General features: G+C 63.3%; 26 protein-coding genes and 1 pseudogene. 10 read left to right on the top strand and 17 right to left on the bottom strand.

Translation table 11 applies throughout. The features are described from left to right. Positions 1 to 55 precede the first annotated feature (55 nt). From AWB76_RS07905 to AWB76_RS07895, 3 genes are read left to right on the top strand one after another with little or no spacing between them, the layout of a single operon-like run. Positions 56 to 967, top strand: a complete 912-nt coding sequence (locus AWB76_RS07905) for an urea transporter (RefSeq protein ID WP_061159581.1) — start codon at positions 56 to 58, stop codon at positions 965 to 967. Continuing rightward, positions 945 to 1721, top strand: a complete 777-nt coding sequence (locus AWB76_RS07900; protein ID WP_061159580.1) for a class II aldolase/adducin family protein — start codon at positions 945 to 947, stop codon at positions 1719 to 1721. Before AWB76_RS07905 ends, AWB76_RS07900 begins: the two co-directional genes overlap by 23 nt. A 27-nt stretch (positions 1722 to 1748) precedes the next feature. Next, positions 1749 to 1937, top strand: coding sequence for a 4-oxalocrotonate tautomerase (locus AWB76_RS07895; protein WP_061159579.1), 189 nt, complete (start codon positions 1749 to 1751; stop codon positions 1935 to 1937). Positions 1938 to 1988: 51 nt separating this feature from the next. Here AWB76_RS07895 and AWB76_RS07890 read toward each other — a convergent pair whose 3' ends face one another. The 7 genes from AWB76_RS07890 to AWB76_RS07865 form a co-directional block, all read right to left on the bottom strand. Beyond that, entirely contained in the window at positions 1989 to 4169 is a 2181-nt protein-coding gene (locus tag AWB76_RS07890) for a malate synthase G (RefSeq protein ID WP_061159578.1), read from the bottom strand. A gap of 168 nt (positions 4170 to 4337) precedes the next feature. After that, positions 4338 to 4532 carry a HepT-like ribonuclease domain-containing protein gene (locus AWB76_RS07885; RefSeq protein ID WP_061159577.1) on the bottom strand — a complete coding sequence of 65 codons (195 nt, stop codon included), beginning with the start codon at positions 4530 to 4532 and terminating at the stop codon, positions 4338 to 4340. 70 nt (positions 4533 to 4602) lie between these two features. Then, a complete protein-coding gene (locus AWB76_RS38945) occupies positions 4603 to 4893 on the bottom strand; it encodes a nucleotidyltransferase family protein (protein WP_074171301.1) in 291 nt (96 codons plus the stop codon). Positions 4894 to 4988: 95 nt separating this feature from the next. After that, positions 4989 to 5696 (bottom strand): UPF0149 family protein, encoded by a 708-nt coding sequence (locus AWB76_RS07880; protein WP_061159576.1) that lies wholly within the window; start codon positions 5694 to 5696, stop codon positions 4989 to 4991. Between the two features lie 135 nt (positions 5697 to 5831). Further along, on the bottom strand, positions 5832 to 8063 hold the full coding sequence (locus AWB76_RS07875) for a xanthine dehydrogenase family protein molybdopterin-binding subunit (protein WP_061159575.1): 2232 nt from the start codon (positions 8061 to 8063) through the stop codon (positions 5832 to 5834). Between the two features lie 10 nt (positions 8064 to 8073). Next, a complete protein-coding gene (locus tag AWB76_RS07870) occupies positions 8074 to 9081 on the bottom strand; it encodes an FAD binding domain-containing protein (RefSeq protein ID WP_061159574.1) in 1008 nt (335 codons plus the stop codon). Positions 9082 to 9091: 10 nt separating this feature from the next. After that, positions 9092 to 9652 carry a (2Fe-2S)-binding protein gene (locus AWB76_RS07865; RefSeq protein ID WP_061159573.1) on the bottom strand — a complete coding sequence of 187 codons (561 nt, stop codon included), beginning with the start codon at positions 9650 to 9652 and terminating at the stop codon, positions 9092 to 9094. Here AWB76_RS07865 and AWB76_RS07860 point away from each other — a divergent pair. Next, positions 9646 to 9954, top strand: coding sequence for a hypothetical protein (locus tag AWB76_RS07860; RefSeq protein WP_157696078.1), 309 nt, complete (start codon positions 9646 to 9648; stop codon positions 9952 to 9954). The two genes, AWB76_RS07865 and AWB76_RS07860, sit on opposite strands and share 7 nt — an antisense overlap. A gap of 263 nt (positions 9955 to 10217) precedes the next feature. On the opposite strand, the gene AWB76_RS07855 is transcribed toward AWB76_RS07860, so the two are convergent. Beyond that, positions 10218 to 11534, bottom strand: coding sequence for an MFS transporter (locus AWB76_RS07855; RefSeq protein WP_061159571.1), 1317 nt, complete (start codon positions 11532 to 11534; stop codon positions 10218 to 10220). A gap of 195 nt (positions 11535 to 11729) precedes the next feature. On the opposite strand from AWB76_RS07855, the gene AWB76_RS07850 reads away from it, so the two are divergent. The 3 genes from AWB76_RS07850 (at position 11730) to AWB76_RS41515 (ending at position 14992) form a co-directional block, all read left to right on the top strand. Next, positions 11730 to 12626, top strand: a complete 897-nt coding sequence (locus tag AWB76_RS07850; protein WP_061159570.1) for a LysR substrate-binding domain-containing protein — start codon at positions 11730 to 11732, stop codon at positions 12624 to 12626. A gap of 94 nt (positions 12627 to 12720) precedes the next feature. Further along, a complete protein-coding gene (locus tag AWB76_RS07845; RefSeq protein ID WP_061159832.1) occupies positions 12721 to 13914 on the top strand; it encodes a M20 aminoacylase family protein in 1194 nt (397 codons plus the stop codon). 10 nt (positions 13915 to 13924) lie between these two features. After that, positions 13925 to 14992: a M14 family metallopeptidase gene (locus tag AWB76_RS41515; protein ID WP_061159569.1), complete on the top strand. Its 1068-nt coding sequence runs from the start codon at positions 13925 to 13927 to the stop codon at positions 14990 to 14992. Here the strand turns inward: AWB76_RS41515 and AWB76_RS41510 are convergent. After that, positions 14989 to 15862 (bottom strand): annotated as a pseudogene (locus AWB76_RS41510) (endonuclease/exonuclease/phosphatase family protein). The gene AWB76_RS41515 and the pseudogene AWB76_RS41510 overlap by 4 nt on opposite strands. A gap of 171 nt (positions 15863 to 16033) precedes the next feature. Here AWB76_RS41510 and AWB76_RS07830 point away from each other — a divergent pair. Next, a complete protein-coding gene (locus tag AWB76_RS07830; protein WP_061159568.1) occupies positions 16034 to 16540 on the top strand; it encodes a DUF4019 domain-containing protein in 507 nt (168 codons plus the stop codon). A 7-nt stretch (positions 16541 to 16547) separates the two neighbouring features. On the opposite strand, the gene AWB76_RS07825 is transcribed toward AWB76_RS07830, so the two are convergent. The 3 genes from AWB76_RS07825 to AWB76_RS07815 all read right to left on the bottom strand — a co-directional run bounded on the left by AWB76_RS07825 (position 16548) and on the right by AWB76_RS07815 (position 18928). Then, on the bottom strand, positions 16548 to 16853 hold the full coding sequence (locus tag AWB76_RS07825; protein WP_061159567.1) for a high-potential iron-sulfur protein: 306 nt from the start codon (positions 16851 to 16853) through the stop codon (positions 16548 to 16550). A gap of 518 nt (positions 16854 to 17371) precedes the next feature. Next, entirely contained in the window at positions 17372 to 17509 is a 138-nt protein-coding gene (locus AWB76_RS07820) for an MFS transporter small subunit (protein WP_061159566.1), read from the bottom strand. A gap of 21 nt (positions 17510 to 17530) precedes the next feature. Further along, entirely contained in the window at positions 17531 to 18928 is a 1398-nt protein-coding gene (locus AWB76_RS07815) for an L-lactate MFS transporter (RefSeq protein ID WP_061159565.1), read from the bottom strand. A gap of 530 nt (positions 18929 to 19458) precedes the next feature. On the opposite strand from AWB76_RS07815, the gene adh reads away from it, so the two are divergent. Both adh and AWB76_RS07805 read left to right on the top strand, forming a co-directional pair. Then, complete coding sequence (gene adh, locus AWB76_RS07810; protein WP_061159564.1) at positions 19459 to 20979, top strand: aldehyde dehydrogenase; 1521 nt, start codon at positions 19459 to 19461, stop codon at positions 20977 to 20979. A 65-nt stretch (positions 20980 to 21044) separates the two neighbouring features. Beyond that, complete coding sequence (locus AWB76_RS07805; RefSeq protein ID WP_061159831.1) at positions 21045 to 21434, top strand: DUF779 domain-containing protein; 390 nt, start codon at positions 21045 to 21047, stop codon at positions 21432 to 21434. A gap of 3 nt (positions 21435 to 21437) precedes the next feature. Here AWB76_RS07805 and AWB76_RS07800 read toward each other — a convergent pair whose 3' ends face one another. From AWB76_RS07800 to AWB76_RS07780, 5 genes are all read right to left on the bottom strand, one after another. Continuing rightward, complete coding sequence (locus AWB76_RS07800) at positions 21438 to 22217, bottom strand: enoyl-CoA hydratase (protein ID WP_061159563.1); 780 nt, start codon at positions 22215 to 22217, stop codon at positions 21438 to 21440. Between the two features lie 13 nt (positions 22218 to 22230). Continuing rightward, positions 22231 to 23874: an acyl-CoA synthetase gene (locus AWB76_RS07795; protein WP_061159562.1), complete on the bottom strand. Its 1644-nt coding sequence runs from the start codon at positions 23872 to 23874 to the stop codon at positions 22231 to 22233. A gap of 119 nt (positions 23875 to 23993) precedes the next feature. Beyond that, complete coding sequence (locus AWB76_RS07790) at positions 23994 to 24629, bottom strand: glutathione S-transferase family protein (protein WP_061159561.1); 636 nt, start codon at positions 24627 to 24629, stop codon at positions 23994 to 23996. A gap of 15 nt (positions 24630 to 24644) precedes the next feature. Beyond that, positions 24645 to 25271 (bottom strand): glutathione S-transferase family protein, encoded by a 627-nt coding sequence (locus tag AWB76_RS07785; RefSeq protein ID WP_061159560.1) that lies wholly within the window; start codon positions 25269 to 25271, stop codon positions 24645 to 24647. Between the two features lie 59 nt (positions 25272 to 25330). Further along, entirely contained in the window at positions 25331 to 26107 is a 777-nt protein-coding gene (locus tag AWB76_RS07780; protein WP_061159559.1) for an NAD(P)H-dependent oxidoreductase, read from the bottom strand. Positions 26108 to 26152 lie beyond the last annotated feature (45 nt).

Raw genomic sequence — 26152 nt, 5'->3', positions numbered from 1 at the left:
ACGGCGCGCGCCGGCTGCTTTATGCTGGCGGCTTCCCGTGCCGTTGCCGCTCAGCATGTCTTCCGCTCTCCATTCCCACGCCGCCTTCGGCAGTCAACTCCGCAGTTTCGCCCGCGCGATCGGGCAGATCGTGCTTCAGCGCAATGCCGCGACCGGTGCGCTGCTGTTTCTCGCCGTCCTGTGCGCGAGTCCGCGCCTCGCGTGCGGGCTGCTGATCGGCACGCTGACGGGCAATGTCATCAGCGTGATCATCGAGGATGACGGCGCACCCGCGCTTCGCGACGATCTCTACGGCTTCAACGGCGCGCTCGCGGCGCTGGCCGCGTTCACGTTCATCGGCGATGCATCGCAGGCCGCAGCCGTCGCGATCGTCGCAGCGATGTTCGCCACCTTTCTCGCCAGCAAACTCACCCGCATTCTCGCGCGCTACCGGTTGCCGGTCTTTTCGAGCCCCGCCATCATCGTCACCTGGTGCTGGCTGCCGCTGCTGGCCGAGCGCGGCGATACAGGCGCGATTCCGCAAGTCGCCGCCGGTTTCGTTCCGATGCTCGAAGCCGCCTTCGCGGGTCTCGCGCCGATCACGTTCGCGACCGGCGCGCTCGCGGGCGCGTTGATCGCGGCGGGCTTGTTCGCGTCGCGTCCCTCGCAGGCGGGCTGGGCGCTCGCGGGCAGCGCACTCGGCGCGATGCTGCATGCGCTCGGCGGCGCCAACGACGCCGTCGTGCTCTCGGGCGCGTGCGGCTTCAATGCGGCGCTTGCCGCGCTCGCAGCCGCGCCGCTCGGCAAGCGCTATGCGCTCGTCGCGATCGTCGCGGCGGTGTTGATCGAGCGCATGATCGATTGCGCCGGCATCGCCGCGTTGACCGCGCCGTTCGTGCTCGCGTCGTGGGCGGTGATCGTGCTGGAGCGGCGCCTGTCCGGATCATCGAAACAAGGAGACTCGCATGTCGTTCACCCACACGCCTGAGCGCAGGATCGCCGAAAGCGGACCGCGCTCGGCCGCCGAACAGGTCGCGCGCGTCGATCTCGCCGCCGCGTACAGGCTCGTCGCGCTCAACGGCTGGGACGATGTCGTCTACACGCATATCTCGGCGAGCGTGCCCGGCGAGCCGGGGCGCTTTCTCATCAATCCGTTCGGGCTTTCGTTCGATGAAGTCACGGCGAGCAATCTCGTGAAGATCGATATCGATGGCAACGTGATCGGCGAGAGCGCGCATCCGGTGAACGCGACGGGCTTCGCGTTGCACGGCGCCGTGCATGCCGCGCGCGAGGATGCCGTGTGCGTGATGCATCTGCACGTGCGCGAGGCGATCGCGGTATCGACGCAACCGCATGGCCTGCTGCCCGCGTCGCAACACGCGATGCGCTTTCACGGGCATCTCGCGTATCACGATTACGAAGGGCTCGCGTTCTCGCCGGCGGAAGGCGAGCGGCTCGTGAAGAGTCTCGGCGCGCATCGCGCGATGCTGCTGCGCAATCATGGTCCGCTGACGCTCGGGCGCACCATCGCCGAGGCTTATGTGCTGATGGATATGCTCGTCAAGGCATGCGATATTCAGCTTCGCGCGCTTGCGGGCGTGGGCAAGATGATCGTGCCGACGCCGGAAATCGTCACGCGCACCGCGGCGCAATTGCATGACGACGATGCGGTCGAAGGCGCGCTCGAATGGCCGTCGCTATTGCGCAAGCTCGATCGTATCGACGCGACCTATCGAGACTGAATTCAACTCAAAAGGAGATCAACGCAAATGCCGACATTCAACATTCAACTGTTCGAAGGCCGCACGGCGGAAGAGAAGCGCAAGTTCGTCGAGGCGATCACGCGCACGACTTGCGAGACGCTCGGCTGCGAGCCGGGTTCGGTGGACATCATCCTGACGGACGTGAAGCGCGAGAACTGGGCGACCGCGGGCAAGCTCTGGTCGGAGCAGAAATAAGCAGCGCGGACAGCGCACGCACGCCGCTTCGCGTGCGCGCGCTTATGCGAATTACATCGATTGCTTCGCGGCGAGACGGAACTTGTGCAGCAGCGGTTCCGTATAACCGCTCGGTTGCGTGCGTCCTTCGAAGACGAGCGCGCACGCGGCCTTGAACGCGAACGAGCTGTCGAACGCGGGCGACATCGGGCGATAGGTCGGATCGGCTTCATTCTGCTTGTCGACGACCGCAGCCATGCGTTCGAGCGTGGCGCGCACCTGCTCTTCCGTGACGATGCCGTGACGCAGCCAGTTCGCGATGTGCTGGCTCGAAATGCGCAGCGTCGCGCGATCTTCCATCAGGCCGACATCGTGAATGTCCGGCACCTTCGAGCAGCCCACGCCCTGATCGACCCAGCGCACGACATAGCCGAGAATGCCCTGCGCGTTGTTCTCGATCTCGTTCTTGATGTCCTCTTCCGACCATGACGGCTTGTCGACGACCGGAATCGTCAGCAGGCCATCGAGCAGTTCGTTCTTCTGGCCGTCGTAGTCGATGCTTTCAAGTTCCTGCTGAACCTGCTGCACGTCGACCATGTGATAGTGCAGCGCGTGCAGCGTGGCCGCCGTGGGCGAGGGCACCCATGCGGTGTTCGCGCCTGCCTTCGGATGCGCGATCTTCTGTTCGAGCATCGCATGCATCAGATCGGGCATCGCCCACATGCCCTTGCCGATCTGCGCGCGACCGCGCAAGCCCGTGTTCAGGCCGACGAGCACGTTGCTGCGCTCATACGCGCTGATCCACTTCGACGACTTCATGTCGCCCTTGCGCATCATCGGGCCGGCTTCCATCGACGAATGCATTTCATCGCCGGTGCGATCCAGGAAGCCCGTGTTGATGAACGCGACGCGCGCGCCCGCCGCCGCGATACACGCCTTGAGGTTCACGCTCGTGCGGCGTTCCTCGTCCATGATGCCCATCTTGATCGTGTGACGCGGCAGGCCGAGCAGATCTTCGACGCGCGAGAAGAGTTCGTCTGCGAACGCCACTTCGGCGGGACCGTGCATCTTCGGCTTCACGATATAGATGGAACCCGTGCGCGAGTTCATCTTGTTCCTGAGATCGTGCATCGAGCCGAGCACGGTCATCACGGCGTCGAGGATGCCTTCGGGAATCTCGTTGCCGTCGCGGTCGAGCACGGCGGGATTCGTCATCAGATGGCCGACGTTGCGCACGAAGAGGAGCGAACGTCCGTGCAGCTTGAGCGTCTTTGCGCCATCGGGCGCGGTGTATTCGCGATCCGGGTTCATCGCGCGCGTGAAGGTCTTGCCGTTCTTCGTCACCTGTTCCGCGAGATGACCTTGCATCAGGCCGAGCCAGTTGCGATAGAGCTGCGTCTTGTCGGCGGCATCGACGGCCGCGACCGAATCTTCGCAGTCGATGATCGTGCTCACGGCCGCTTCCATCAGCACGTCTTTCACGTGCGCCGAATCCGTCTTGCCGATGAAGTTGCTCGCGTCGATCTGAATCTCGAAGTGCAGGTCGTTGTGCTTGAGCAGAATGGCGGACGGTTCTTTCGCGTCGCCCTGATAGCCCGCGAACTGTTCGGCGTTCGCGAGGCCGCTCTTGCTGCCGTCTTTCAGCGCGACGACGAGCTTGCCTTGCTCGACGCTGTATTTGGTCGCGTCGGCGTGCGAGCCGTGGTCAAGCGGCGCGTTGTCGTCGAGGAAGGCGCGCGCATAGGCGATGACCTTCGCGCCGCGCTTCGGATTGAACTGCGCGGTGCGTTCGGCGCCGTCGTTTTCGTCGATGGCATCGGTGCCGTAGAGCGCATCGTAGAGGCTGCCCCAGCGCGCGTTGGCGGCGTTGAGCGCATAGCGCAGGTTGGACAGCGGCACGACGAGTTGCGGACCGGCCTGCTCGGCGATCTCGCGATCGACATTGGCGGTGCTCGCCTGGACGTGCGCGGGCGAGGGCACGATATAGCCGATCTCTTCGAGAAACTTGCGATAGGCGCGCGGATCGCGCACCGGGCCGGGATTGCTGCGATGCCAGTTGTCCAGCTCGGTCTGAAGGCGGTCGCGCTCGGCGAGCAGCGCGCGGTTCTTCGGCGCGAGATCGTGGACGATGGCATCGAATCCCTTCCAGAAGGACGCACTATCGACGCCCGTGCCGGGGATGGCTTCTTCATCGACGAACTTCGCGAGACTCGCGTCGACCTGCAGGCCGTGTTGTTTGATCATGTCGTTCATGGGCACTCCGGCTGAGATTGCTGCTACACAGGGGTTTTGGGGAATGGGCTGGTGCTTATGGTAGCGCGTCTTGGGGGAGGGGCGAAGAGGCGGGCGCATGCAAGCGGTGTGCCTGCGTGTACGCGCGTTTGAAGCGGGGCGATCCGAGGTAGCAGCTGATGTTGCGAATCAATCATCCAACGTTGCGATCAGTGAGTGGATCTGGCGATAGCCGTGCGCAAGTACGTTCCGCATTTCATACGCGGAAGAAAAGTCGACGTCCCGATGCGCCGCCGCGAACACAGGATAGTACTCGCCGACGTTCCGGCTTGCCTCCCCGACGATTTCGAAGTTGCGGATGACGGCGTCTTGAAACGAGCTCATTGCCTAGAAAGGCCGTTTGGTCCATCCCGGCGGTGCCCCAGTTATTCAGCCAGAACCAAATCGTCGCGACTCATACGGGCACGGCGCCTCCAAGAATGGCATCGCGCCTGCGATCGGGAATCGCGCCTGAAGTCAGCACATCAACTGGAACGCCGAGCAAGCTTCGCAGCTTGTGCCGGATTGCGCCGAGATCAAAGAGAGTCGTATCCGGCGATGGGTCGATGAGTAAGTCGAGGTCGCTTTCGTCGGTATCTTCTCCGCGAGCGACAGAACCGAAGACGCGTGCATTCGACGCGTGATGCGCTTCGACGATCCGACGAATCTCTTCACGATGAGCTTGCAGGGCGGCGGATGGCTTCATGGCTTTTGCGGGTGAGCGTTCCAATGTCATGCACAGTCGGAATCAGGCTGAAAATCCAGTCTAGCATAGCGTTTTCGCCGCCCGCCGTTCAAATCTTACGTAGAAACATTCGCCCCGCAGCAATGCTTGTATTTGCGCCCGTTGCCGCACGGGCACGGCTCGTTTCTGCCGACCTTTTCGCTTGTCCGCCGTATCGGCGCGGGTGCGTCGCGCATCGCGTTCTCCTTCCGATGCGGCTCGAAGTAGCGATAGATATAAGTCAGTTCCGCGATCATCTCCTGAATGATCGTGTCGCGATCTTCGAACGCTTCCGGGTCGCTCCGAAGCTCCGGGTCGGGATCGTCCTCGTGATACAGCAGCAAGACCGGAAGCAACGCTTCCGCTTGCTCATCGTCGTCGAGCAGCGCGTTCCAGCTTTCGTGGCGCATCTCGATGCCCGCCATGAAGCCTTCCGCCCATTCGTTGGCGTGCGCGATGCCGTCTTCTTCGTCGAGCGACAGCACGGGCAAATAGACAGCGTCTTCGTGCAGGGTGACTTCGAGATCGTCCGCAATGGTGTTCCAGTGACGGATCAGCAGTTGCAGCGTCGTCTCGGCATTCTTTTCGTTCGCCGGAGCAACGGTTCCTCCAAGCACCGCGGGAAGCCATTCGTGCGGCGGAACGAGTTCAGGGCCGCAAATCAGCGCAGCGAAAAAACCATCGACCATCTCGAGGGTCATCGCTTCATCGCCGAAGGAATCGAGCAAGGCTTCCAGACGATCGAGTTCGCGCTCTGTCAGCGGCTTCGCGTTGTGGTCTTTCAATTCGTTTCCCGATGAATAAGCGATTCGCCATCCGATTCGCTGCGCGCGTCATTATACGAATTTGAATCGGCCCGGCGTTTGCGCTGACAAACCGCGCGAAGGCCGGGCCGCGAGAACCACGCAACGAGATCGACGTCAGGCCTTCAATAGATCCTCGATCATCACCGGCAGCTTCCTCACCCGCACGCCCGTCGCGTGATACACCGCGCCCGTGATGGCCGCCGCGATCCCCGCCAACCCGATCTCCGCGATACCGCGCGCGCCCAGCTCGTTGAAGATCGTATCGGGATAATCGAGGAAGGTGACGTCCATCTTCGGCGTATCGGCATTGGTCGCGACGACGTAATCCGCGAGGCTGCTGTTCACCGGCGCGCCGCTTCGTTCGTCGTAGACCGTGTGCTCGAAAAGCGCCATGCCGACGCCCATCACGACCGCGCCTTCGATCTGATTGCGCCCCGCGCGCGGGTTCAGGATCTTGCCCGCATCGATCACGGTCACGACGCGGCTCACGCGCAGGCGCGCGGTCGCCGGCTCCCACGTCACCTCGGCGAAGTGCGCACCGAACGAGTGAATCGACCACTTCTTCTTGAGCGGATCGTCGAAGCCGCCTTTCGCGCTGCCGCTGCCCGATGCCGCGTGTAGTTTCGCCGCATCGAGAATGCGCGCGAACGGCACGCCGCGCTCCGGCGCTTCGTTCTTGCGATGCACATGGCCGCCGCTCATCGCGAGTTCTTCGGCCTTCGCGCCGGCGAACGGCGATCCCTCGATCTTCGCCGCGCGCGCGAGCAGCGTCTTGATGGCCGCGCGCACCGCATCCGATACCGCCGGAATCACCGATGCCGTCGCCGCCGATCCACCCGACACCGGACCGAGCGGCAACGCGGTATCGCCGAGGCCGACTTCGATCTTGTCGAGCGCGATGCCCGTATGCTCCGCGACGATCTGCGCGAGGATCGTGTACGTGCCCGTGCCGATATCCTGCGTCCCGCACGCGACGCGCGCCGTGCCGTCCGCGCGCAGATCGACGGTCGCATCCGCCGAAAAACGCAAGCCCGGCCAGCTGCACGCGCCCACGCCCCAGCCGAGCGTGAGACCGTCGCGCTTCATTGAGCCGACTTCCGGCGTGCGCTTCGACCAGCCGAACTTCTCCGCGCCCGTCTTCAGGCATTCGACAAAGTGCCGCGACGAAAACGGCAAACCGCTGCTTTCATCGACCTTGGGTTCATTGCGCAAGCGCAGTTCGACCGGATCGATCTTCAACGCGATGGCCAGCTCGTCCATCGCCGATTCGAGTGCGAAGAGGCCGGGCACCGCGCCGGGGCCGCGCATCGAAGTCGGCGAGCCGACGTTGCGCTTGACCGTGCCGCCCGTCACGCGCAGGTTGGGCGTGCTGTACATCGACGGCGTCGCTTCGCCGCAGTCTTCCACGTAATCGTCGGCGATGGCCGCGTGATTCACGAAGTCATGCTGCAACGACACGAGCTTGCCATCGGGCGTCGCCGCGAGCCGCACGCGCTGCTGCGTCGTCGGCCTGTGCCCGACGTTCTGGAACATCATCTTGCGCGAGAGCACGAGCTTGACCGGGCGTTCCAGTTGCCGCGTCGCGGCGGCGGCGAGCAGCGAATGCGGCCACATCCACAGCTTGCCGCCGAAGCCCGAGCCGAGATAGCGCGAGATCACGCGGACCTTCTCTTTGGGCAGGCCCATCATCTGCATCAGCGCGCCCTGGTGATTCGCGACGGCCTGGCTCGTCTCATAGAACGTGTAGCTCTCGCCGTTCCAGTGCGCGATGGTCGCGTGCAGCTCGATCGGGTTATGCGTTTCGACGGGCGTCACATAGTTCTCGTCGATCTTCACGGGCGCATCGTCGAACGCCTTGTCGGGATCGCCGCGTTCGCTGTGCACTTCGAGCTTCTTGCCGGCATCGAGCTTCGCGCTCACATCGTGCGGCGTCTTGTCATAACTGACCTTGATCGAGGCGGCCGCGGCGCTCGCCGTCTCGAACGTTTCCGCGACGACGAGCGCAACGTATTGCCCGTAATAGCGAATCACATCGTCTTCGAAAGGCGGGCGATTCTCATCGACGAAACCGGTATCGATCGAATTGCCGGCGATGCGATAGAAGCGGCCGATATTGCCGCGATGAAGAATCAGCTTGACGCCGGGCATGGCTTGCGCGGCGGCGAATTCGAGCGACGTGATCTTGCCGCTCGCGATGGTGCTGCCGACCGGCACGGCGTACAGCATGCCGGGCAGATCGACGTCAGAGGTATAAGTCGCGCGGCCGCAAACCTTCAGCGGTCCGTCGATGCGCGACTGGGGCCGTCCGATGAACGCGGACGGTTTGATATCGGGCGCCGTGGACATTTAGCGATCCTCACGAAGTTTGCGTGGTAACCATCTTGAGCGCATGCACGATGCAGCGCGTCGATAGCTCGACCTTGAAGCCATTCTCGCTTTGCGGCTTGGCGTCGGCGTGGGCGGCATCGGCGGCGCGTCGGAACGTGGCCTCCTCGGGCGATGCGTTCATCAGCTCCTTCTCCGCTTCGCGCGAGCGCCACGGCTTCGTGCCGACGCCACCCAGTCCCACGCGCGCATGCTCGATGCGCCCGTCCTTCACGCCGATCACCACGCCCGCCGACGCCAGCGCGAACTCGTACGACGCGCGGTCGCGCAGCTTCAGATAAGCCGAGCGCGCGCCTTCGACCGGCGGCGGCAATGTGACGTGCGTGACGAGATCGCCGGCATCGAGCACGTTCTCGCGATCGGGCGTCGTGCCCGGCAGCAGGAAGAATTCGTCGATGGGAATCGCGCGCTTGCCGCCCGTGCCTTCGACGTGAATCGTCGCTTCGAGCGCCTGCAACGCGACGCACATATCCGACGGATTGCTCGCGATGCACGATTCGCTCGTGCCCATGATCGCCATCATGCGATTGAAGCCCTGAATCGCGGAGCAGCCGCTGCCCGGCTCGCGCTTGTTGCACGGCGAAGTCGTATCGCGGAAATAGACGCAACGCGTGCGCTGCAGGAGGTTGCCGCCCGTCGTCGCCATGTTGCGCAACTGCACGGACGCGCCCGCGAGCAGCGCTTGCGACAGCACCGCATAGCGATCGCGGATGAGCGGATGATGCGCGAGATCGGAGTTACGCGAAGTCGCGCCGATATGCACGCCGCCGTCCTTCGTTTCCTCGATCTTGTCGAGCGGCAGGCGGCTGATATCGACGACGCGCATCGGCCGCTCGACGTTCAGCTTCATCAGGTCGAGCAAGGTCGTGCCGCCCGCGAGAAAGCGCACTTCCGCGCCTTGCTGCGCGGTATGCGCGAGCGCGCCGGCATTGATCGCGTCGCGCATGTCGCGCGCGCGGGAGAGCTGAAACCTGTCCATGTCGCTCTCCTTATTTCGACGACGGCTTCGTCGCGCGCACCGACTGGATCGCGCTGACGATGTTCTGATACGCGCCGCAGCGGCACAGGTTGCCGCTCATTGCTTCGCGTACGTCGTCGTCGTTCGGGCCGATGGGTTCATCGAGCAGCGCCACCGCCGACATCAACTGACCGGCCGTACAGTAGCCGCACTGATAGCCGTCGCATTCGACGAACGCAGCCTGCAACGGATGCAGCGCTTCCACTTCGCCGATGCCTTCGATCGTCGTGATCGTATCGCCCTCGCACGCGGCGGCGAAGCACAGACACGAGTTCACGCGGCGTCCGTTCACATGAACGGTGCATGCGCCGCATTGGCCGTGATCGCAGCCTTTCTTCGTGCCGGTCAGATGAAGATGCTCGCGCAATGCATCTAATAAGGTCGTGCGGGAGTCGAGGGAAAGCGTTTCGCTCTGGCCATTCACGGACATCGTGAAGGTGACGGTCGAGTCGTCGGCAGCTTTGGCTTGCAGCGTCTTGTTGGGTGTATCGGCGTGCGTGGTTTTCGATTGGGGGGTATGACGTTGTGGCATCGGGCAATCTCCTGGAATTGCGCAGCAAGCTGCTGCACGAATGCGGCGATGAAGCGGCACAGCGTGAGAGAGGCGAGGATGCGGCGAAGCGTGTCGCGCGCCAGTGGCGCGGAAGAAAGGCAGCGAAAAAGGGTCTGCGCAGCGGGCGCAGGACCTTCGAGCGCCGGCGATGCGGCGAAAGACGACACTCAGCCAGTATAGGCATCCGCCGCAAAACTTTCTCTGCCGAAAGCTGGCGCGGTCATGCGATGCTGCTGGCGCACGAAGCGTGCCCGTCGCGATCGAAACGCATCAATGCGTGAGCAGACCGCGCGCGAAAAGGGAAAGGAGGAACACGCCGACCGTCGTGAAGAGGACGAGCACGACGAGGATCAGAACCATGCGGAGAATCATCTGCATCGCGTCGCTCCAAAAAAAACGGCCGCTTGCGCGGCCAGAAGGAGGGTGGGTCGGTCAGACTTCAGACTAAGCGCGCTTCCTTAAATTAGACTTAAGTGCGCGGATCTTCCGGCGGGCCGCCCATTTTCCTTCCTTTGCAAACGCGATGCAGAAACGCTGCATCAGCCTAGCGCAGCGCCTCGCTGTAGCGGTCGCGCAGCGGCAAGATCGTCACGAGCGCGACCGCGCTGCCGAAGATCACGTAGTAGCAGATCGAAAGCGGGTCGCCCGTGGTCATCGTGAGCCATTGCACGATGGCCGGCGCGAAGCCGCCGAAAATCATCACCGCGACGTTGTAGCTCACCGAGATGCCCGTCGAACGCACGCTCGACGGAAGCAGCTCCGAGATGAACGCCGGATAGCAGCCCTGGAATATGCCAAGGTAGGTCATCAATATCGCCTGGCAGACGATCAGCATCGGCAAACTCGGATGCGCGGTGAGCACGGCGAAGATCGGATACGCGGTCACGAGCGACAACCCGAGCGCGGTCGCCATCAGCTTCTTGCGGCCGATGCGGTCCGACAGCCGGCCGAAGATCGGGCAGCAGACGAGATACACGAGCGCGCCGATGGTCGAGCTGATGAGGCCGTCGGTGAGCGCCATGTGCAGCACGCGCGTCGCGTGCGTCGGCAGATACAGCAGGAAGATGTACGTGCCGATGGTGCCGAATACCGTGAGGCCGAAGCCCGCGAGCACGGGCATCCAGTGTTTCGTGGCGGTGTCGCGGATCGGGCGCGAGGACAGCTCGTTCTTCTGCGCCTTCTCGACGAACACCGGCGATTCATCGAGCTTCGAGCGCAGATACAAACCGACCGGCACGATCAAGAGACCGATCACGAACGGCACGCGCCAGCCCCAGCTATTCAGATGCTCGGGACTCAGCGTGCGCGTGAGCACCGCGCCGAAAAACGAGCCCGCGAGACTCGCGGCGGCCTGCGCGACCATCTGGAAACTGCCGAAGTAGCCGCGCTTGTTGGCGGGCGCATATTCGACGAGAAACGCCGTCGCGCAGCCCACTTCGCCGCCCGCGGAAAAACCCTGGATCAATCGGCCGAGCAGCATCAGCAAGGGCGCGGCGACGCCGATGGCCGCATACGTCGGCGCGAACGCGATGATCGCGATGCCGACCGCCATCAGCGAGATCGTGAGCGTCAGCGCCGATTTGCGTCCGACGCGATCCGCGACCGCGCCCAGCACGATGCCGCCGAGCGGACGCGTCAGAAAGCCGACGCCGAACGTGGCCCAGGTCGCGAGCAATGAGATGGTGGGATTCGTTGCGGGAAAATACAGCTTGGCGATGATGACGGCAAAGAAGCCGTAGACCATGAAGTCGAACCATTCGAGCGCGTTGCCGATGGTCGATACCACGATGGCTCGTCGGCCGGACAGGTTGATCGCGGCGTTCTGCTCGGCCGCGTGAGCTGCAGGTAGTACGGTGCTCATCGAATGCACTCCGTTTGCGTGGGGCGATTGATCAGGTGCGACGACATCCGCTTTTCTAGTTGGCTCGTTTCGCGCGGACGCGCGAGCCGCTGCAACACGCAAACATTACGCCGAGTTGAAATAAGAAAATATAGAATTTCTGAACTGACACTCAAGGAAACCTGATCTAACCGTCAGGGGTTTCCCGAAGGCACCATGAGCAATATCCGTTTTTTGCGCACGTTTATTGCCGTCGCGCGTTACGGCTCGTTCGCCGCCGCCGCCGAAAAGGTTGCGCTCACGCAGGCCGCGGTGAGCATGCAGATGCAATCGCTCGAAGACGATCTGAAGCGGCCCCTTTTCGATCGCGTCGGCCGCACCAACCGGCTGACGAGCATCGGCAAGCAGGTGTTGCCGCAGGCGGAGCGCATCGTCGCGTTGTACGACAGCATGCGTCTCACCGGTCTCGACGATGAAATCGCCGGCTCGGTGTCCATCGGCGCGGTCGATTCGGCGATGGGCGCGCTCGCGTCCGTCGTCACCGAACTGAAAGGTCAATATCCGCGGCTCGATGTGCGGCTCTTCACCGGCAAGGCGCTCGCGCTCGCGCCGCAAGTGGAGGCGGGCGAGATCGATGCGGCGGTGATCGTCGAAATGGCGGGCAAAACGCCGGCGAGTCTCAACTGGACGCCGCTTTATTCGGAGCCGCTCGTCGCGATCGGTTCGCCGGGCGCTGCTGCATCGAGTGCCGCGGAGATGCTCGCAAGCCGACCGTTTCTGCGTTTCGATAGGGCGCAACGCACGGGCGCGCTGATCGAGCGCGCGTTGAAGCACAACCGGCTCGCGGTGAACGAGTTTCTCGAACTGAATTCGCTCGAAGTGATCGTCGAGCTCGTGCGGCAGGATGCGGGCGTTTCCGTCGTGCCGCTGCTCGAATACGGCTCTTGGGCAAGCGATCCGGCCTTGCGCGTGATGCCGCTCGCGAAGAATACGCCGCGCCGTGTCGTCGGCATGCTGGAGCGCAAGATTCATGATCGGCACGCGGTGATGAGCATCGTGCAGGAACGCATCCGCATGCGTTCGCATGGCGCCATCGCGCCGCAGGAAAGCTAAAGCTTTCCTTAAGTCACGGACAAGAAATATCAGCTTTCGCTGTGAATTCCGGCCGTCGACAATGCTTCGGTCCATCATCGAACAAGAGGAAAGCATGTCGATCATTCCCGAGATCGCAGAAGCGCGCGACGAGATTCAGGCCATTCGCCGCGATATCCACGCGCATCCCGAACTGTGCTACGAAGAAGCGCGCACGGCTGAACTCGTCGCGCAAAAGCTCGAAAGCTGGGATATCGAAGTGACGCGCGGGCTCGGCAAGACGGGCGTCGTCGGCGTGTTGAAGAAAGGCGCGAGCACGCGCGCGATCGGCCTGCGCGCCGACATGGACGCGCTGCCCATTCCCGAGCTGAACACCTTCGCGCATGCGTCGCGTCACGAGAACAAGATGCATGCGTGCGGCCACGACGGACACACCGCGATGCTGCTCGGCGCGGCGCACTATCTCTCGAAGCATCGCGACTTCGACGGCACCGTCGTCTTCATCTTCCAGCCCGCCGAAGAGGGCGGCGGCGGCGCGAAAGCGATGATCGAAGACGGCCTGTTCGAGCGTTTTCCCGTCGATGCCGTGTTCGCGCTGCACAACTGGCCTGGCATGCCGGCGGGCGAATTCGGCGCGCGCGTCGGGGCGACGCAGGCATCGAGCAACGAGTTCGAGATCCGCATCGAAGGCGTGGGCGCGCATGCGGCGATTCCGCACGACGGCATCGATCCCGTGTTCACGGCGCTGCAGATCGGCACGGGTTTGCAGAGCATCGTGACGCGCAACAAGCGGCCGATCGATGCCGCCGTGCTCTCCATCACGCGCATGCAGGCGGGCCACGCGATCAACGCGATCCCGACGACCGCGACGCTCGCGGGCACCGTGCGCACGTTTTCCGTCGACGTGCTCGATCTGATCGAGACGCGCATGAGGGAGATCGTCGCGGCGACGGCGGCGGCGTATCGTTGCAAGGCCGAAGTGAGTTTCGTGCGCAACTATCCGCCGACGGTGAACACGGAAGCCGAAACGCATTTCGCGCTCGGCGTGATGCGCGATGTCGCCGGCGCGGAGAACGTCAATACGAACATCGACCCGACGATGGGCGCCGAAGACTTCTCGTTCATGTTGCTGGAACGGCCGGGTTGCTATGGATATATCGGCAACGGGCTGGGCGAGCATCGCGATCACGGCCACGGAATCGGACCGTGCATGCTGCACAACAGCAGCTACGATTTCAACGACGACGTGCTCACGCTCGGCTCCACATACTGGGTGCGGCTCGTCGAGAAGTTTCTCGCGCGCGTCTGAGGAGGCGGACATGTTTTCATCGACTTATCGCGAGGCGCGACGAAGATTTCTCGATACGGCCGCCGCACGAAAACTCGCCGTCGATACACGCGTGCTCGAAGGCATCGATGGACTGGAAGGCGAGACGCTCGCCACCGATGTCGTGCGAATCGGTCCCGCCGATGCGAAGCGCCTGCTCGTGCTCACGTCGGCGACGCATGGCGTCGAGGGCTTTTGCGGCTCGGGCGCGCAGATCGCGTTGATGCGCGACGACGTGTTGCCCGCGTTGATGGAGAAGCTCGGCGTCGCGATGCTGCTCGTCCACGCGATCAATCCGTACGGCTTTTCGTATCTGAGCCGCACGACGGAAGGCAACGTCGATCTGAATCGCAACAGCGTGGATTTCAGCGGCGCGCTGCCGCAGAACGCGGGCTACGCGGAACTGCACGACTTGCTGATTCCCGCGAACTGGCCGCCCGACGAGGCGAACGTCGCGGCGATTCGCGCGTATATCGACACGCGCGGGCAATGGGCCTATCAGCAAGCCGTGACGACGGGCCAGTACACGCATCCGCAAGGCATGTTTTACGGCGGCGCGGAAACGGCGTGGAGCACGCGCACGATGCGCAATCTGCTCGCGGAATACGGCGAGACGTGCGCGGCGATCGGCTGGATCGATTTTCACACGGGACTCGGGCCGAGCGGCTTCGGCGCGAAGATTTGCGTCGGCGATGTCGAGCGCGCGCGGCGCTGGTGGGGCGCGGACGTGACGAGTCCGGCGGACGGCACGTCGATCGCGGCGGATGTCGCCGGGCCTTTGCTCGATACCTTGCGGCAGACGTGCGCGCATGCGGCGATTGCATCGATCGCGATCGAGTACGGCACCGTGCCGCTCACCGACATGCTCGACATGCTGCGCGCGGACGTCTGGGTGCGTCATCATCCGGACGCGCCGGATGCGCTGAAGGCCGAGATTCGCCGTCAGATTCGCGCGGCGTTTTACATCGACGACGATATCTGGCGCGGCATGATCGCCGGGCAGGCGCGAGCGGCGGTGTTGCAGGCGCTGTACGGGCTGTCGCGCGAAGAGGGCGTCTAGCGCAGTTCGAGCCACATCGGCTGATGATCCGATGACCGGCTCGACTGATCCGCGTCGCATCCGGCGATGCGCGGCTTCAGGTCTTCGGTGACGAAGATGAAGTCGCACGCGAACGGGCCATCGGGCCACTGGTCGTGATCGTACAGACCGACGGTCGCCGCGCGCGGCTCGTCCGGATGCGCGCATGTCCATGCATCGATGAAAAGCGGGTGCATCGGCGATGGGTTCGAGCATCGCGCGATACGCCGATGAGTCGAACGCGCTGTTGAAGTCGCCGCAGACGATCGCGGAAACGGGCCGCGCGGTATCGGCGAACGGGCTTGCCTGGCTTTCGGCCTTCGCGGGCTGACGTTCGTGCGCGCACGCTTCGGCATGCAGCGCGCGCAGACGCGCGACTTGCGCGAGCCGTTGCGTCTCCGAATAGAACTCGAGATGCGTGCTGATGACACGCAAGGGACCGACGTCGGTGTCGATGACGGCTTCGAGCGCGACGCGCAGCATCGACGGCTTCGCGGGATCGGCGGGCCACGGCAGCGAATGACGCAGCACTTGCCGCACCGGCAGACGGCTCACGATCGCGTTGCCGAACTGGCGGCGCGCGATGCCCGCGCCGACCGGCGGCAGGTCCGAGCCGATTCCATCGATGACGGTCGCGCCGGGAATCAGCGCTTCGAGCTCGGCGAACTGATCGGCGGACGGGCGCCCCGCGAGCCCGCCGGACTGCTCGCTTTCGTGAAAGCCGCGCGTCACTTCCTGCAGGCAGAGAATGTCAAAGTCATGCAGCGCTTTGGCTTCCGCGACGATACGCGCCAGATCGACGCGGCCATCCGTGCCGCGTCCCCATTGAATGTTCCAGTCGACGAGTCGCATGTTCATCCTCGGCGGTAGCGATGGGGCGATGTTCGTTGTATGGCGGAGCAAGACGTGTGCTGGATCGACCCGTTCCAGCAAAGTGCAAAATTCTGAAACTAAGTATTTCTTACCGTATGGAGCGCGTACGGCGATACAATCGGCGCCAGAGAAACGACCGTCGTCCGCAACATGAAATCAAGCATCATCCTCTCGCTGGCCGCGCTCGTGCTGGCCTCGACCAGCATCGCGTGCCAGGCGCAGCAAACTCAGCAAACCCAAAAGCCGCAACAACCCGCGGTCGTCCGGCCGCTCACGAAGGAGCAACAGGCCGCGCTCGACAAGCAGGACCAGGATGTCGCGCAGGTCGCATCGGCCGTCGTCCGGCTGATCGATCAGAACAAGGCGGGCGACGTGTGGGATCAGGCTTCGCCCATCGCCAAGCAGATCATTTCCCGCGACGACTTCGTGAAGAAAGTCACACGCGACCGTTCGCCGCTCGGTGCGCCGGGACTGCGCATGCCGATGGGCGTGAAGCACTATCGCTACGACGGCTCCGGCAACATGCCCGCCGGCGCGTACCTCAATATCCTGTTCGATACCCAGTTCGCGCAGGTCAGTCAGTCGTCGCGCGAGATGGTGACGTTCATTCTCGATTCGGACAACGTCTGGCGCTTCGTCGGGTACTCGGTGCGCTGAATCCGCGTCACATGTTCGTGTAGGACGCGCACCATCCCTTGCCGGCCACGAGCTTGTCGCTGAAGATCGTGCAGCCGCCCCAGGCGTCGCTCAATTTGCCCTGATACAGCGAGCAATTGGCGCATGTCTGTCCAGCCGCGAAGTTCGGATATTTCGCTTTGTCGACCTTCGCGGCGTCCTCCTTATAGCCGACGGCGACAGCCGCCGGATCGGATTCGCTCAGGTGCGGCGCATCGGCGCGGGCTCGCGTGAGCCATAGCGCCGAACCCACGCCGATGCTGACAACCATGAAGTTGCGGCGGGACGTGTTCATTGTCGTGGACCGTTTTATCGTCTGTGGGGATCTCGTCGTGCGCGCTCGGGCGCTAGTCGAACGATACCGCGCCGACTGCCGATGCGCGCGGATCGTTTGCGAATCGAACGACCGGTCGGTCATGCAGCCGCGTCGTTCTCGCTTCCTCCTTTAACGTGGCGCCAACGTCGTTCATTCCGTCGCGCTAAACCTTTGCGCGCGCGTGCCGTAAATCAGGCCAGAACGTAGTTGAATCGTGTGAATCATCCCCGCGGCGCCCCGGCTGCGGATCAATTCGAAGGAGAACAACCGTGAGTGAAATGGATTGGATGATGGCTGGCGTGTATATGGCGGCGCTCGTGTGCGGCACGCTGTTCATGAGCGTGCTGGCGCGTCGCAGCTTGAGCCGGGTGGAGGATCGCGGGCACTGAGAACATTACATACCGCTTGCGGGGCCATCCGCGCGCCGCAAACGAAACGCGCGCCGTGAGCCGATCGATACATCGGCCTCCGGCGCGCGCAAACATCGTCCCGCCGTCTTAATGGAACAGCTTGACCGCCTGAGTGAGCGTATTCGTCACGCCCCATGCGAGCGGAATCAGCACATACGCCCAGAACAGCACGAGCAGCCCCTTGTTCGACGCGTGCACTTCCTGACTATCGATGCGGGTATTCATCGCGGATCTCCTCGTTGACTCTTAGATTGCGGTCTGCGCCGACGTGTTCATGTGATGCTTCTCATGCACGCGCGAAACCAGCAGATTGCAGACGAAGCCGATCACCAGCAGCGCCGCCATGATATGCAGCGTCATCGTGTACGCCTCGGCGCCGACGACGCCATGCGACACCTGAAACGCGCGCACGTAATTCACGAGCACCGGTCCCGCGACGCCCGCCGCTGCCCACGCGGTCAGGAGGCGTCCATGAATGCCGCCGACGAACGCCGTGCCGAACATGTCCGCGAGATACGCGGGAATGGTCGCGAAGCCGCCGCCGTACATCGACAGGATGATGCCGTACGCCAGCACGAAGAGCGCGATATTGCCCGATCCCGCGAACTGCGGCACGAGGAAATACAGCACCGCGCCGAGCGTGAAGAACACGAAGTAGGTCGTCTTGCGGCCGATCCAGTCCGACGCCGACGCCCACACGAAACGCCCGCCCATGTTGAACAGCGACAGCAGCCCGACGAAGCCCGCCGCCGCGCCCGCCGTGATCGACGCCTTGAAGCTCTCCTGAATCATCACCGATGCCTGGCCGAGCACGCCGATGCCCGCCGTCACGTTCAGGAACAGCACGAGCCACAGCAGATAGAACTGCGGCGTCTTCAGCGCCTGATCGATATGCACGTGGTTCTTCGTGATCATCTTCTTCGCGGTCGCGGGCGGCGTCCAGCCAGCCGGCTTCCAGTCCGCCGGCGGGATGCGGATCGCGAGCGCGCCGATCGTCATCGAGATGAAATAGAGCACGCCGAGCACGACGAATGTTTCGGCGACGCCCGCGCTCGTCGCGCTCTTGAAGTAGTTCATCAGCGCGACCGAACCGGGCGCCGCGATCATCGCGCCGCCGCCAAAGCCCATGATCGCCATGCCGGTTGCCATGCCGCGACGATCCGGGAACCAGCGGATCAGCGTCGACACCGGCGACACATAGCCGAGCCCCAGTCCGATGCCGCCGATCACGCCATAGCCGAGATACAGCAGCCAGATCTGATGCAGATAGACACCGAGCGCCGACACGAGAAAGCCGCCGCCGAAGCAGCAGGCCGCGGTGAACATCGTGCGGCGCGGGCCGACCTTTTCGAGCCACTTGCCCGCGAACGCGGCGGACAGGCCCAGAAACACGATCGCGAGCGAGAAGATCCAGCCGAGCGTGGTCAGCGACCAGTCATCCGGCGCGGATTTCGTGATGCCGATGATCTTCGTGAGCGGCGCATTGAACACCGAGAACGCATACGCCTGCCCGATGCACAAGTGAACAGCCAGCGCGGCGGGCGGCACCATCCAGCGCGAGAATCCGGGCCGGGCGATGGTCGCTTCCTTGGAGAAAAAGCTTGTCGGGCCGTGGACGGCCCCTTGATTGAGTGTGCTGTTCATTGTGGTCTCCGTGGCGCGTCGCGTGCACGTGCGCGCTCATCGTTTGCTTGAGGTGCCGGCGCCGGGGTCACCGGACGCGAGCAGCCCGCCGTGGTCATGCGTGCGCGGATGCGGTTTGCATCGCGCGCGCAGGGCCATTTCGCGTCGCCCAAACATGCGATGGAACGACATATAGATGCGACGCTTTGCCACGGCTGGCATGACCATAGACAACTGTGAAAGGCTTTGCAATATGAACACTCGTGCCATAAGCGTTTGCCCGCAGCGCGTGTAGGCGTGAACGTCGTGCGGCAACGCCCGAGGCGCTGTATCGCATCGCTACAGGGCGGGGCAGGTGTTCTGAATGTGAACAGTTCGCATCACCTTCGTACAAACCCTGACGACATCCCGCGAAGCCGCATGACGATGCGGCTCGCGCGGGCGCGGCATCGTCCCGCGCACGATGGCATGGAACTCGCAAACAACAGCGACCGGCGCCGGACATCGGCTGTGCCGGCCCGTTCACGTCGACATGCGAGGAGCACATAGAAATGAATCACGCAGAGATGCAGTTCCTGAGCACCGAATACCCTTACAAGAAGCAGTACGGCAACTTCATCGGCGGCAAGTGGGTGCCGCCCGCGGGCGGTGAGTATTTCGACAACATCTCGCCGATCACCGGCGAGCCCTTCACGTCGATTCCGCGTTCGCGCGAAGCCGATATCGAAGCCGCGCTCGATGCAGCCCATGCCGCCAAGACGTCATGGGGCAGAACCTCCGTCACGGATCGCGCGAATCTGCTGCTGAAGCTCGCCGACCGCATGGAGCAGAACCTGTCGCGCCTCGCGCTGGCCGAATCCATCGACAACGGCAAGCCGCTGCGCGAGACGATGGCCGCCGACATCCCGCTCGCGATCGATCACTTCCGCTATTTCGCGAGCGCGGCGCGTTCGCAGGAAGGCGGCATCTCGGAGATCGATCACGATACGGTCGCGTATCACTTCCATGAGCCGCTCGGCGTCGTCGGGCAGATCATTCCGTGGAATTTTCCGATCCTGATGGCCGTGTGGAAGCTCGCGCCCGCGCTCGCGGCCGGCAACTGCGTCGTGCTGAAGCCGGCCGAGCAGACGCCCGCGTCGATTCTCGTGCTGCTCGAAGTGATCGGAGACTTGCTGCCGCCGGGCGTGCTCAACGTCGTGAACGGCTTCGGTCTGGAAGCGGGCAAGCCGCTCGCGTCGAACAAGCGCATCGCGAAGATCGCCTTCACGGGCGAAACCACGACGGGCCGCCTCATCATGCAGTACGCGAGCCAGAATCTGATTCCCGTCACGCTGGAGCTGGGCGGCAAGAGCCCGAACATCTTCTTCGAAGACGTGCTCAACGCCGACGACAGCTTCTTCGACAAAGCGCTCGAAGGCTTCACGATGTTCGCGCTCAATCAGGGCGAAGTGTGCACATGCCCGTCGCGCGCGCTCGTGCAGGAGTCGATTTACGAGCGCTTCATGGAGCGTGCGTTGAAGCGCGTCGCGGCGATCGCGCAAGGCCATCCGCTCGATACGAAGACGATGATCGGCGCGCAGGCATCGCAGGAGCAGCTGGAAAAGATCCTGTCGTATATCGATCTCGGCAAGCAGGAAGGCGCGGAGTGTCTTTCCGGCGGCGAGCGCGCCACGTTCGAGGGCGAACTGAAGAACGGCTACTACGTCAAGCCGACGGTCTTCAAAGGCCACAACAAGATGCGCATCTTCCAGGAGGAAATCTTCGGGCCGGTGCTCTCGGTGACGACCTTCAAGGACGAGGAAGAAGCGCTCGAAATCGCGAACGACACGCTCTACGGTCTCGGCGCGGGCGTGTGGACGCGCGACGGCACGCGGGCATATCGCTTCGGCCGCGCGATTCAGGCTGGACGCGTGTGGACGAACTGCTATCACGCGTATCCGGCGCACGCGGCGTTCGGCGGCTACAAGCAATCGGGCATCGGACGCGAGAATCACAAGATGATGCTCGATCACTATCAGCAGACGAAGAACATGCTCGTCAGCTATAGCGACAAGCCGCTCGGCTTCTTCTAACGCGTGCGAGGCCGCCACCCGCTTCGGTGGCGGCCAATTCCGGCGATTCGAACGACGGGGACATCATGAGCGAACAGGAAGTGCAGCGCGTGACCGCAACGCCCGCTGCGATCGACTTGATCGAAAAGCTCAAGGCCGAACACGGCGAGGTGCTGTTCCATCAATCCGGCGGGTGCTGCGACGGCAGCGCGCCGATGTGCTTTCCGGTCAACGAGTTCATGGTCGGCGGCTCGGACGTGAAGCTGGGCGCGATCGGCGGCGTGCCGTTTTACATGACCGAATCGCAGTACGAATACTGGCAGCACACGCAGCTCATCATCGACGCAGTACCGGGCAACGGCGGCATGTTCTCGCTGGAGCGGCCGTCCGGTTTGCGCTTTCTCACGCGCTCGCGTCTATACAGCGACGAAGAGAACGCGTGGCTCGACGAGCATCCGGTCGAGCACGTGAGCTGACGTTCAATCCCAGCGCGGCGGACGTTTCTCGATGAAGGCCTGCGTGCCTTCGAGCGTGGCGTCGTCCATCATGTTGCAGGCCATCGTTTCCGATGCGAGCGCATATGCGGCTTCGATGCCGGTTTCGAGTTGCCGATAGAACAAATCCTTGCCCGCCGCGACCGCCTCGCGCGGTTTGGCGGCGATGGTCGCGGCCATCTTGCGCACGGTATCGTCGAGTTCGCCCGGCGACGCGACGCGATTCACGAGGCCGCGTTCACGCGCGGTGGCCGCGTCGATGAATTCGCCGGTCACGAGCATCTCGAATGCAGCCTTGCGCGATACGTTGCGCGACAGCGCCACACTCGGCGTCGCGCAAAAGAGCCCGAGATTCACGCCCGATACCGCGAAACGCGCTTCGCTCGATGCGACCGCGAGATCGCACATCGCGACGAGCTGACATCCCGCCGCCGTCGCGATGCCCTGCACCCGCGCGATCACCGGTTGCGGCATGCGCTGGATCGTCAGCATCATGCGCGAGCAGCGCGCGAAAAGCTCGCGATAGTAGTCGATGGCGGGTTGCGCGCGCATCTCCTTGAGATCATGGCCCGCGCAGAACGCACGGCCTTCGCCGGCCAGCACGACGACGCGCGCATCGGATTGCGCGATGTCCTGCAAGGCGCGTTCGAGCGCATCGAGCATCGGTTCGGACAGGGCGTTGAACGCATCGGGCCGATTCAGCGTGAGCCTGACCACGCCCTTTATGTCATACGCATCGCGTTCGATCAGAACGAGTTCGCTCATTGTCGTGTCTCCATCAAACGTCGATTGCGGCGACGGACCCCGCGCGCTTGCGCAATTCGAACTTCTGGATCTTGCCCGTCGATGTCTTCGGCAACTCGCAGAACTCGATCGCGCGCGGCACCTTGAAACCGGCGAGATGCTGCTTGCAATGCGCGATCAATTCTTCCGCGCTCGCATGCGCGCCATTCTTCAGTTCGACGAACGCGCAAGGCGTCTCGCCCCAGCGCGCATCCGGCTTCGCGACGACGGCCACGGCGAGCACCGCCGGATGCCTGTACAGCACGTCCTCGACCTCGATGCTCGATATGTTCTCGCCGCCCGAGATGATGATGTCCTTGCTGCGATCCTTGATGCGCACATAGCCGTCCGGATACGCGACGGCAAGATCGCCCGTATGAAACCAGCCGCCGCGAAATGCTTCTTCGGTCGCGGCTGCATTCTTCAGATAACCCTTCATCGCGATGTTGCCGCGGAACATGATCTCGCCGATCGTCTCTCCATCGGAAGGTACGGGTTCCATCGTTAGCGGATCGAGCACGCTGACCGCGTCCTGCAAGTGATAGCGCACGCCTTGACGCGCGTTCAAGCGCGCACGCTCGCCGATATCCAGCGCGCTCCATTCGGCCTGCTGCGGACAGACCGTGGCCGGACCATATACCTCGGTAAGACCATACACGTGAGTCAGTTCGAAGCCCATGCGTTCCATGCCTTCGATCATGGCGGCGGGCGGCGCGGCGCCCGCGACCATCGCGTGAACCTTCTGTTCGATGCCGGCCTTCATCTCGTCCGGTGCGTTGACGAGCAGGTTCTGCACGATCGGCGCGCCGCAATAGTGCGTCACGCGTTCGTTGCGGATCAGATCGAGGATGCTCTTCGCATCGACGCGGCGCAGGCACACGTTCACGCCCGCGCGCGCCGCGACGGTCCACGGAAAGCACCAGCCGTTGCAGTGGAACATCGGCAGCGTCCACAAATACACCGCGTGCTTCGGCATGTCCCATTCGAGGATATTGCTCACCGCATTCGTGTACGCGCCGCGATGGTGGTAGACCACGCCCTTCGGATTGCCCGTCGTGCCCGATGTGTAGTTCAGGCAGATGGCGTTCCATTCGTCCGATGGCGGCGACCATTCGTATGCGGGATCGCCGCTCGCGAGCAGCGCCTCATATTCGATCTCACCGATGCGCTCGCCCGCGCCCGTGTATTGCGGATCGTCGACATCGACGACGAGCACGTTTTGCGGCACGTCTTTCAACGCGCGACGCATCACATCCGAGAACTCGCGATCGACGAGCACCGCCTTCGCCTCGCCGTGCGTGAGCATGAACGCGAGCGTGGCGGCGTCGAGCCGCGTGTTGAGCGTGTTGAGCACGGCGCCTGTCATCGGCACGCCGAAGTGCGCTTCGACCATCTCGGGCGTGTTCGGCAGCATGGCCGCGACGGTGTCGCCCAAGCCGATGCCGCGCGCAGCCAGCGCCGATGCGAGCCGCCGCGTGCGCGCGTAGGTGTCGGCCCAGTTGCGCCGCACGTCGCCGTGCACGATGGCGGGACGCGTCGGATAGACGGACGCCGCGCGCTCGATGAACTTCAGCGGCGTGAGCTGGGCGAAATTGGCGGCTGTTTTGGGAAGGCCATCGTCGTACATGTCGGCGGTCATGTTTGTCTCCTCGGCGCGGATCGGTCAGATAGTGTCAGTGTCGCTTACGTTTCTTAGATGATCGTTATTACGCGCGCAACTTACGTTAGCCTGACGCTCCGTCTCATGGTTTGCCCTGATCAGTCGGGATCGTCGAGCCTGACTTCGAAGCCGCGCTTCACACCGGGACGCGAAAAAAGCGCTTCATACCAGCGCTTGACGTTCGGAAAATCATCGAGCGAAACCTGATGTCGCTCATGCCGCCACGCCCAGCCGAGAATCGCGAAATCGGCGACGGACACATCGCCTGCGACGAATTCCACTTGCGCGAGCCGTTTGTCGAGCACGCCATACAGGCGGCGCGTTTCATCGGAATAGCGCTTCAGTCCATAGCGCCGATCGCTTTCCGCCTCGACCATGCGGAAGTGATGCACCTGTCCCGGCATCGGGCCGAAGCCGCCCATCTGCCACATCAGCCATTCGAGCACCGGCACGCGATCGCGCAGGCTCGCGGGCAGAAACTTGCCGGTCTTCTCGCCGAGATAGAGCAGGATCGCGCCGGATTCGAACACGCTGATCGGCTGGCCGTCGGGACCGTCCGGATCGACGATCGCCGGAATGCGATTGTTCGGGCTGATGCGCAAGAACCCGGGCGCGTGCTGCTCGCCCTTCGTGATGTTCACCGTTTTCACGGTGTAGGGCAGTTGCATTTCCTCTAGCGCGACGCTGATCTTGCGCCCGTTGGGCGTGTTCCACGTATGCAGTTCGATCGTCATGGCGATGCTTCCCGTTCAACTCAGTGCAGGCGCGATGTGGCGCGCGAAGCCCGGCCGCTGCGTGATGCCGATATACCAGCGTTCGAGTTCGGGGAGCGCGGGCCGCGCGAGTTCGACGATGCCGAACCAGCGGCGCGCATACGCGCCGATGACGAGATCGGCGAGCGTGAAGGTGCTGCCTTCGAGATAGTCGCGGCCTTTCAGATGCGCATCGATGACGCGCCAGAGTTTTTCCACTTCGCTCGCGGCGGCGGCGAGCTGCTTCGCGTCGCGCTCCGCGGCGCTCGTGCGAATATAACCCCAGAAAAGCGGGCGCTCGGCGGGTTGCAGCGTGGAGAGCGCCCAGTCGAGCCAACGGTCCGCGCTCGCACGCACCTTCGGCTCGGCGGGATAGAGCGTGCCGTTCGCGCCGTATTGCATCGCGAGATAGCGGATGATCGAGTTCGATTCCCACAGCACGAAATCGCCATCGACGAGCGTGGGCACGCGGCCCATCGGGTTCATCGCGAGATAGCCGGCCTCGTTGTTGCGCCCGAATTGCAGGCCCGCGTCGATGCGATCGTACGCGAGCCCCAGTTCCTCGCAACACCACAGCACTTTCTGCACATTGACCGAGTTGGCTCTACCCCAGATCGTCAGCATTCGATGGTTTCCTCCGTACGTGTCGAAGAGTCCATCTTAGCTGTGTTTCGCGATCTTCCTCAGTCGATGTGCGCGGCGAAACCGGTCTTTCCCGCCGCGAGTTCGTCGCGCAGCGTGAGCTGGGGAATCGCGTAATCGCCGTGATTCTGCTTGCGGAATGCGATGGGCGCATCGTCCCACAGGCCATCCAGACGCTGGCCGAGCGCATCGTAGGTGGCATGCAGGCGCGCTTCGTCCATGCGATGCGTCTCATAGAGGACGAAAGGCTGCAGCACGTCGAAGCCCGGATAGAACAGCATGCCGTGCTGGATGTGAAAGAGAATATCGTCGATAGGACCGTTGATGCCGCGCGGGCTGTAGTGCGATTCCCAGCCGCCCGTCGTCACGACGATCATCGCGCGCTTGCCCGTCATGAGGCCTTCGCCGTAGCGGTCGCCCCAATGCGTCTCCGAATGCTCGCCGACGCCGTAGCCGAAGCCATACGCATAGACACGCTCGACCCAGCCTTTCATGATCGCGGGCATCGAGAACCACCACAGCGGGAATTGCAGGATCAGGGCGTCGGCCCAGCGCAGCTTGTCCTGCTCGATCTCGATGTCGCGGCTTTGCAGACCGTTTTCGAACGCGCGCTTCGAATCGAGACTCGCGTGAAAGGGCGCATCGGCGTTGCGGTCGCGCACGTCGTGTGCATCGAGCGGGGCTTTCCAGTTCATCGCGTACAGGTCGGAGACTTGCACGTGATGGCCGTTCGCGCGCAGACGCTCGACGGTGAAATCATTGATGGCGCCGTTCAGCGAGCGGCGTTCCGGATGGGCATACACGATCAGCACATTCATGAGGCTTTCTCCACTTCGATTCAGGAATGGAGCTCAGCTTAGAAG

The sequence above is a fragment of the Caballeronia temeraria genome (genome assembly GCF_001544795.2).
Classification (GTDB): Bacteria; Pseudomonadota; Gammaproteobacteria; order Burkholderiales; family Burkholderiaceae; genus Caballeronia; species Caballeronia temeraria.
Note: the sequence above shows the minus strand (reverse complement) of the source record. Positions and strands in the feature narration are given on the sequence as shown.

Excerpts from the sequence above, each read along its gene's own strand:
- AWB76_RS07890 (WP_061159578.1), bottom strand. The coding sequence starts at position 4,169 with ATGAACGACATGATCAAACAACACGGCCTGCAGGTCGACGCGAGTCTC.
- AWB76_RS07865 (WP_061159573.1), bottom strand. The coding sequence starts at position 9,652 with ATGCCACAACGTCATACCCCCCAATCGAAAACCACGCACGCCGATACA.
- AWB76_RS07790 (WP_061159561.1), bottom strand. The coding sequence starts at position 24,629 with ATGACGATCGAACTGCATACGTGGAACACGCCCAACGGGCGCAAGATC.
- AWB76_RS07795 (WP_061159562.1), bottom strand. The coding sequence starts at position 23,874 with ATGACCGCCGACATGTACGACGATGGCCTTCCCAAAACAGCCGCCAAT.
- AWB76_RS07855 (WP_061159571.1), bottom strand. The coding sequence starts at position 11,534 with ATGAGCACCGTACTACCTGCAGCTCACGCGGCCGAGCAGAACGCCGCG.
- AWB76_RS07875 (WP_061159575.1), bottom strand. The coding sequence starts at position 8,063 with ATGTCCACGGCGCCCGATATCAAACCGTCCGCGTTCATCGGACGGCCC.
- AWB76_RS07830 (WP_061159568.1), top strand. The coding sequence starts at position 16,034 with ATGAAATCAAGCATCATCCTCTCGCTGGCCGCGCTCGTGCTGGCCTCG.
- AWB76_RS07895 (WP_061159579.1), top strand. The coding sequence starts at position 1,749 with ATGCCGACATTCAACATTCAACTGTTCGAAGGCCGCACGGCGGAAGAG.
- AWB76_RS07905 (WP_061159581.1), top strand. The coding sequence starts at position 56 with ATGTCTTCCGCTCTCCATTCCCACGCCGCCTTCGGCAGTCAACTCCGC.
- AWB76_RS07850 (WP_061159570.1), top strand. The coding sequence starts at position 11,730 with ATGAGCAATATCCGTTTTTTGCGCACGTTTATTGCCGTCGCGCGTTAC.
- AWB76_RS07800 (WP_061159563.1), bottom strand. The coding sequence starts at position 22,217 with ATGAGCGAACTCGTTCTGATCGAACGCGATGCGTATGACATAAAGGGC.
- AWB76_RS41515 (WP_061159569.1), top strand. The coding sequence starts at position 13,925 with ATGTTTTCATCGACTTATCGCGAGGCGCGACGAAGATTTCTCGATACG.
- AWB76_RS07820 (WP_061159566.1), bottom strand. The coding sequence starts at position 17,509 with ATGAATACCCGCATCGATAGTCAGGAAGTGCACGCGTCGAACAAGGGG.
- AWB76_RS07870 (WP_061159574.1), bottom strand. The coding sequence starts at position 9,081 with ATGGACAGGTTTCAGCTCTCCCGCGCGCGCGACATGCGCGACGCGATC.
- AWB76_RS07825 (WP_061159567.1), bottom strand. The coding sequence starts at position 16,853 with ATGAACACGTCCCGCCGCAACTTCATGGTTGTCAGCATCGGCGTGGGT.
- adh (WP_061159564.1), top strand. The coding sequence starts at position 19,459 with ATGAATCACGCAGAGATGCAGTTCCTGAGCACCGAATACCCTTACAAG.
- AWB76_RS07845 (WP_061159832.1), top strand. The coding sequence starts at position 12,721 with ATGTCGATCATTCCCGAGATCGCAGAAGCGCGCGACGAGATTCAGGCC.
- AWB76_RS07815 (WP_061159565.1), bottom strand. The coding sequence starts at position 18,928 with ATGAACAGCACACTCAATCAAGGGGCCGTCCACGGCCCGACAAGCTTT.
- AWB76_RS07885 (WP_061159577.1), bottom strand. The coding sequence starts at position 4,532 with ATGAGCTCGTTTCAAGACGCCGTCATCCGCAACTTCGAAATCGTCGGG.
- AWB76_RS07900 (WP_061159580.1), top strand. The coding sequence starts at position 945 with ATGTCGTTCACCCACACGCCTGAGCGCAGGATCGCCGAAAGCGGACCG.
- AWB76_RS07805 (WP_061159831.1), top strand. The coding sequence starts at position 21,045 with ATGAGCGAACAGGAAGTGCAGCGCGTGACCGCAACGCCCGCTGCGATC.
- AWB76_RS07785 (WP_061159560.1), bottom strand. The coding sequence starts at position 25,271 with ATGCTGACGATCTGGGGTAGAGCCAACTCGGTCAATGTGCAGAAAGTG.
- AWB76_RS07780 (WP_061159559.1), bottom strand. The coding sequence starts at position 26,107 with ATGAATGTGCTGATCGTGTATGCCCATCCGGAACGCCGCTCGCTGAAC.
- AWB76_RS38945 (WP_074171301.1), bottom strand. The coding sequence starts at position 4,893 with ATGAAGCCATCCGCCGCCCTGCAAGCTCATCGTGAAGAGATTCGTCGG.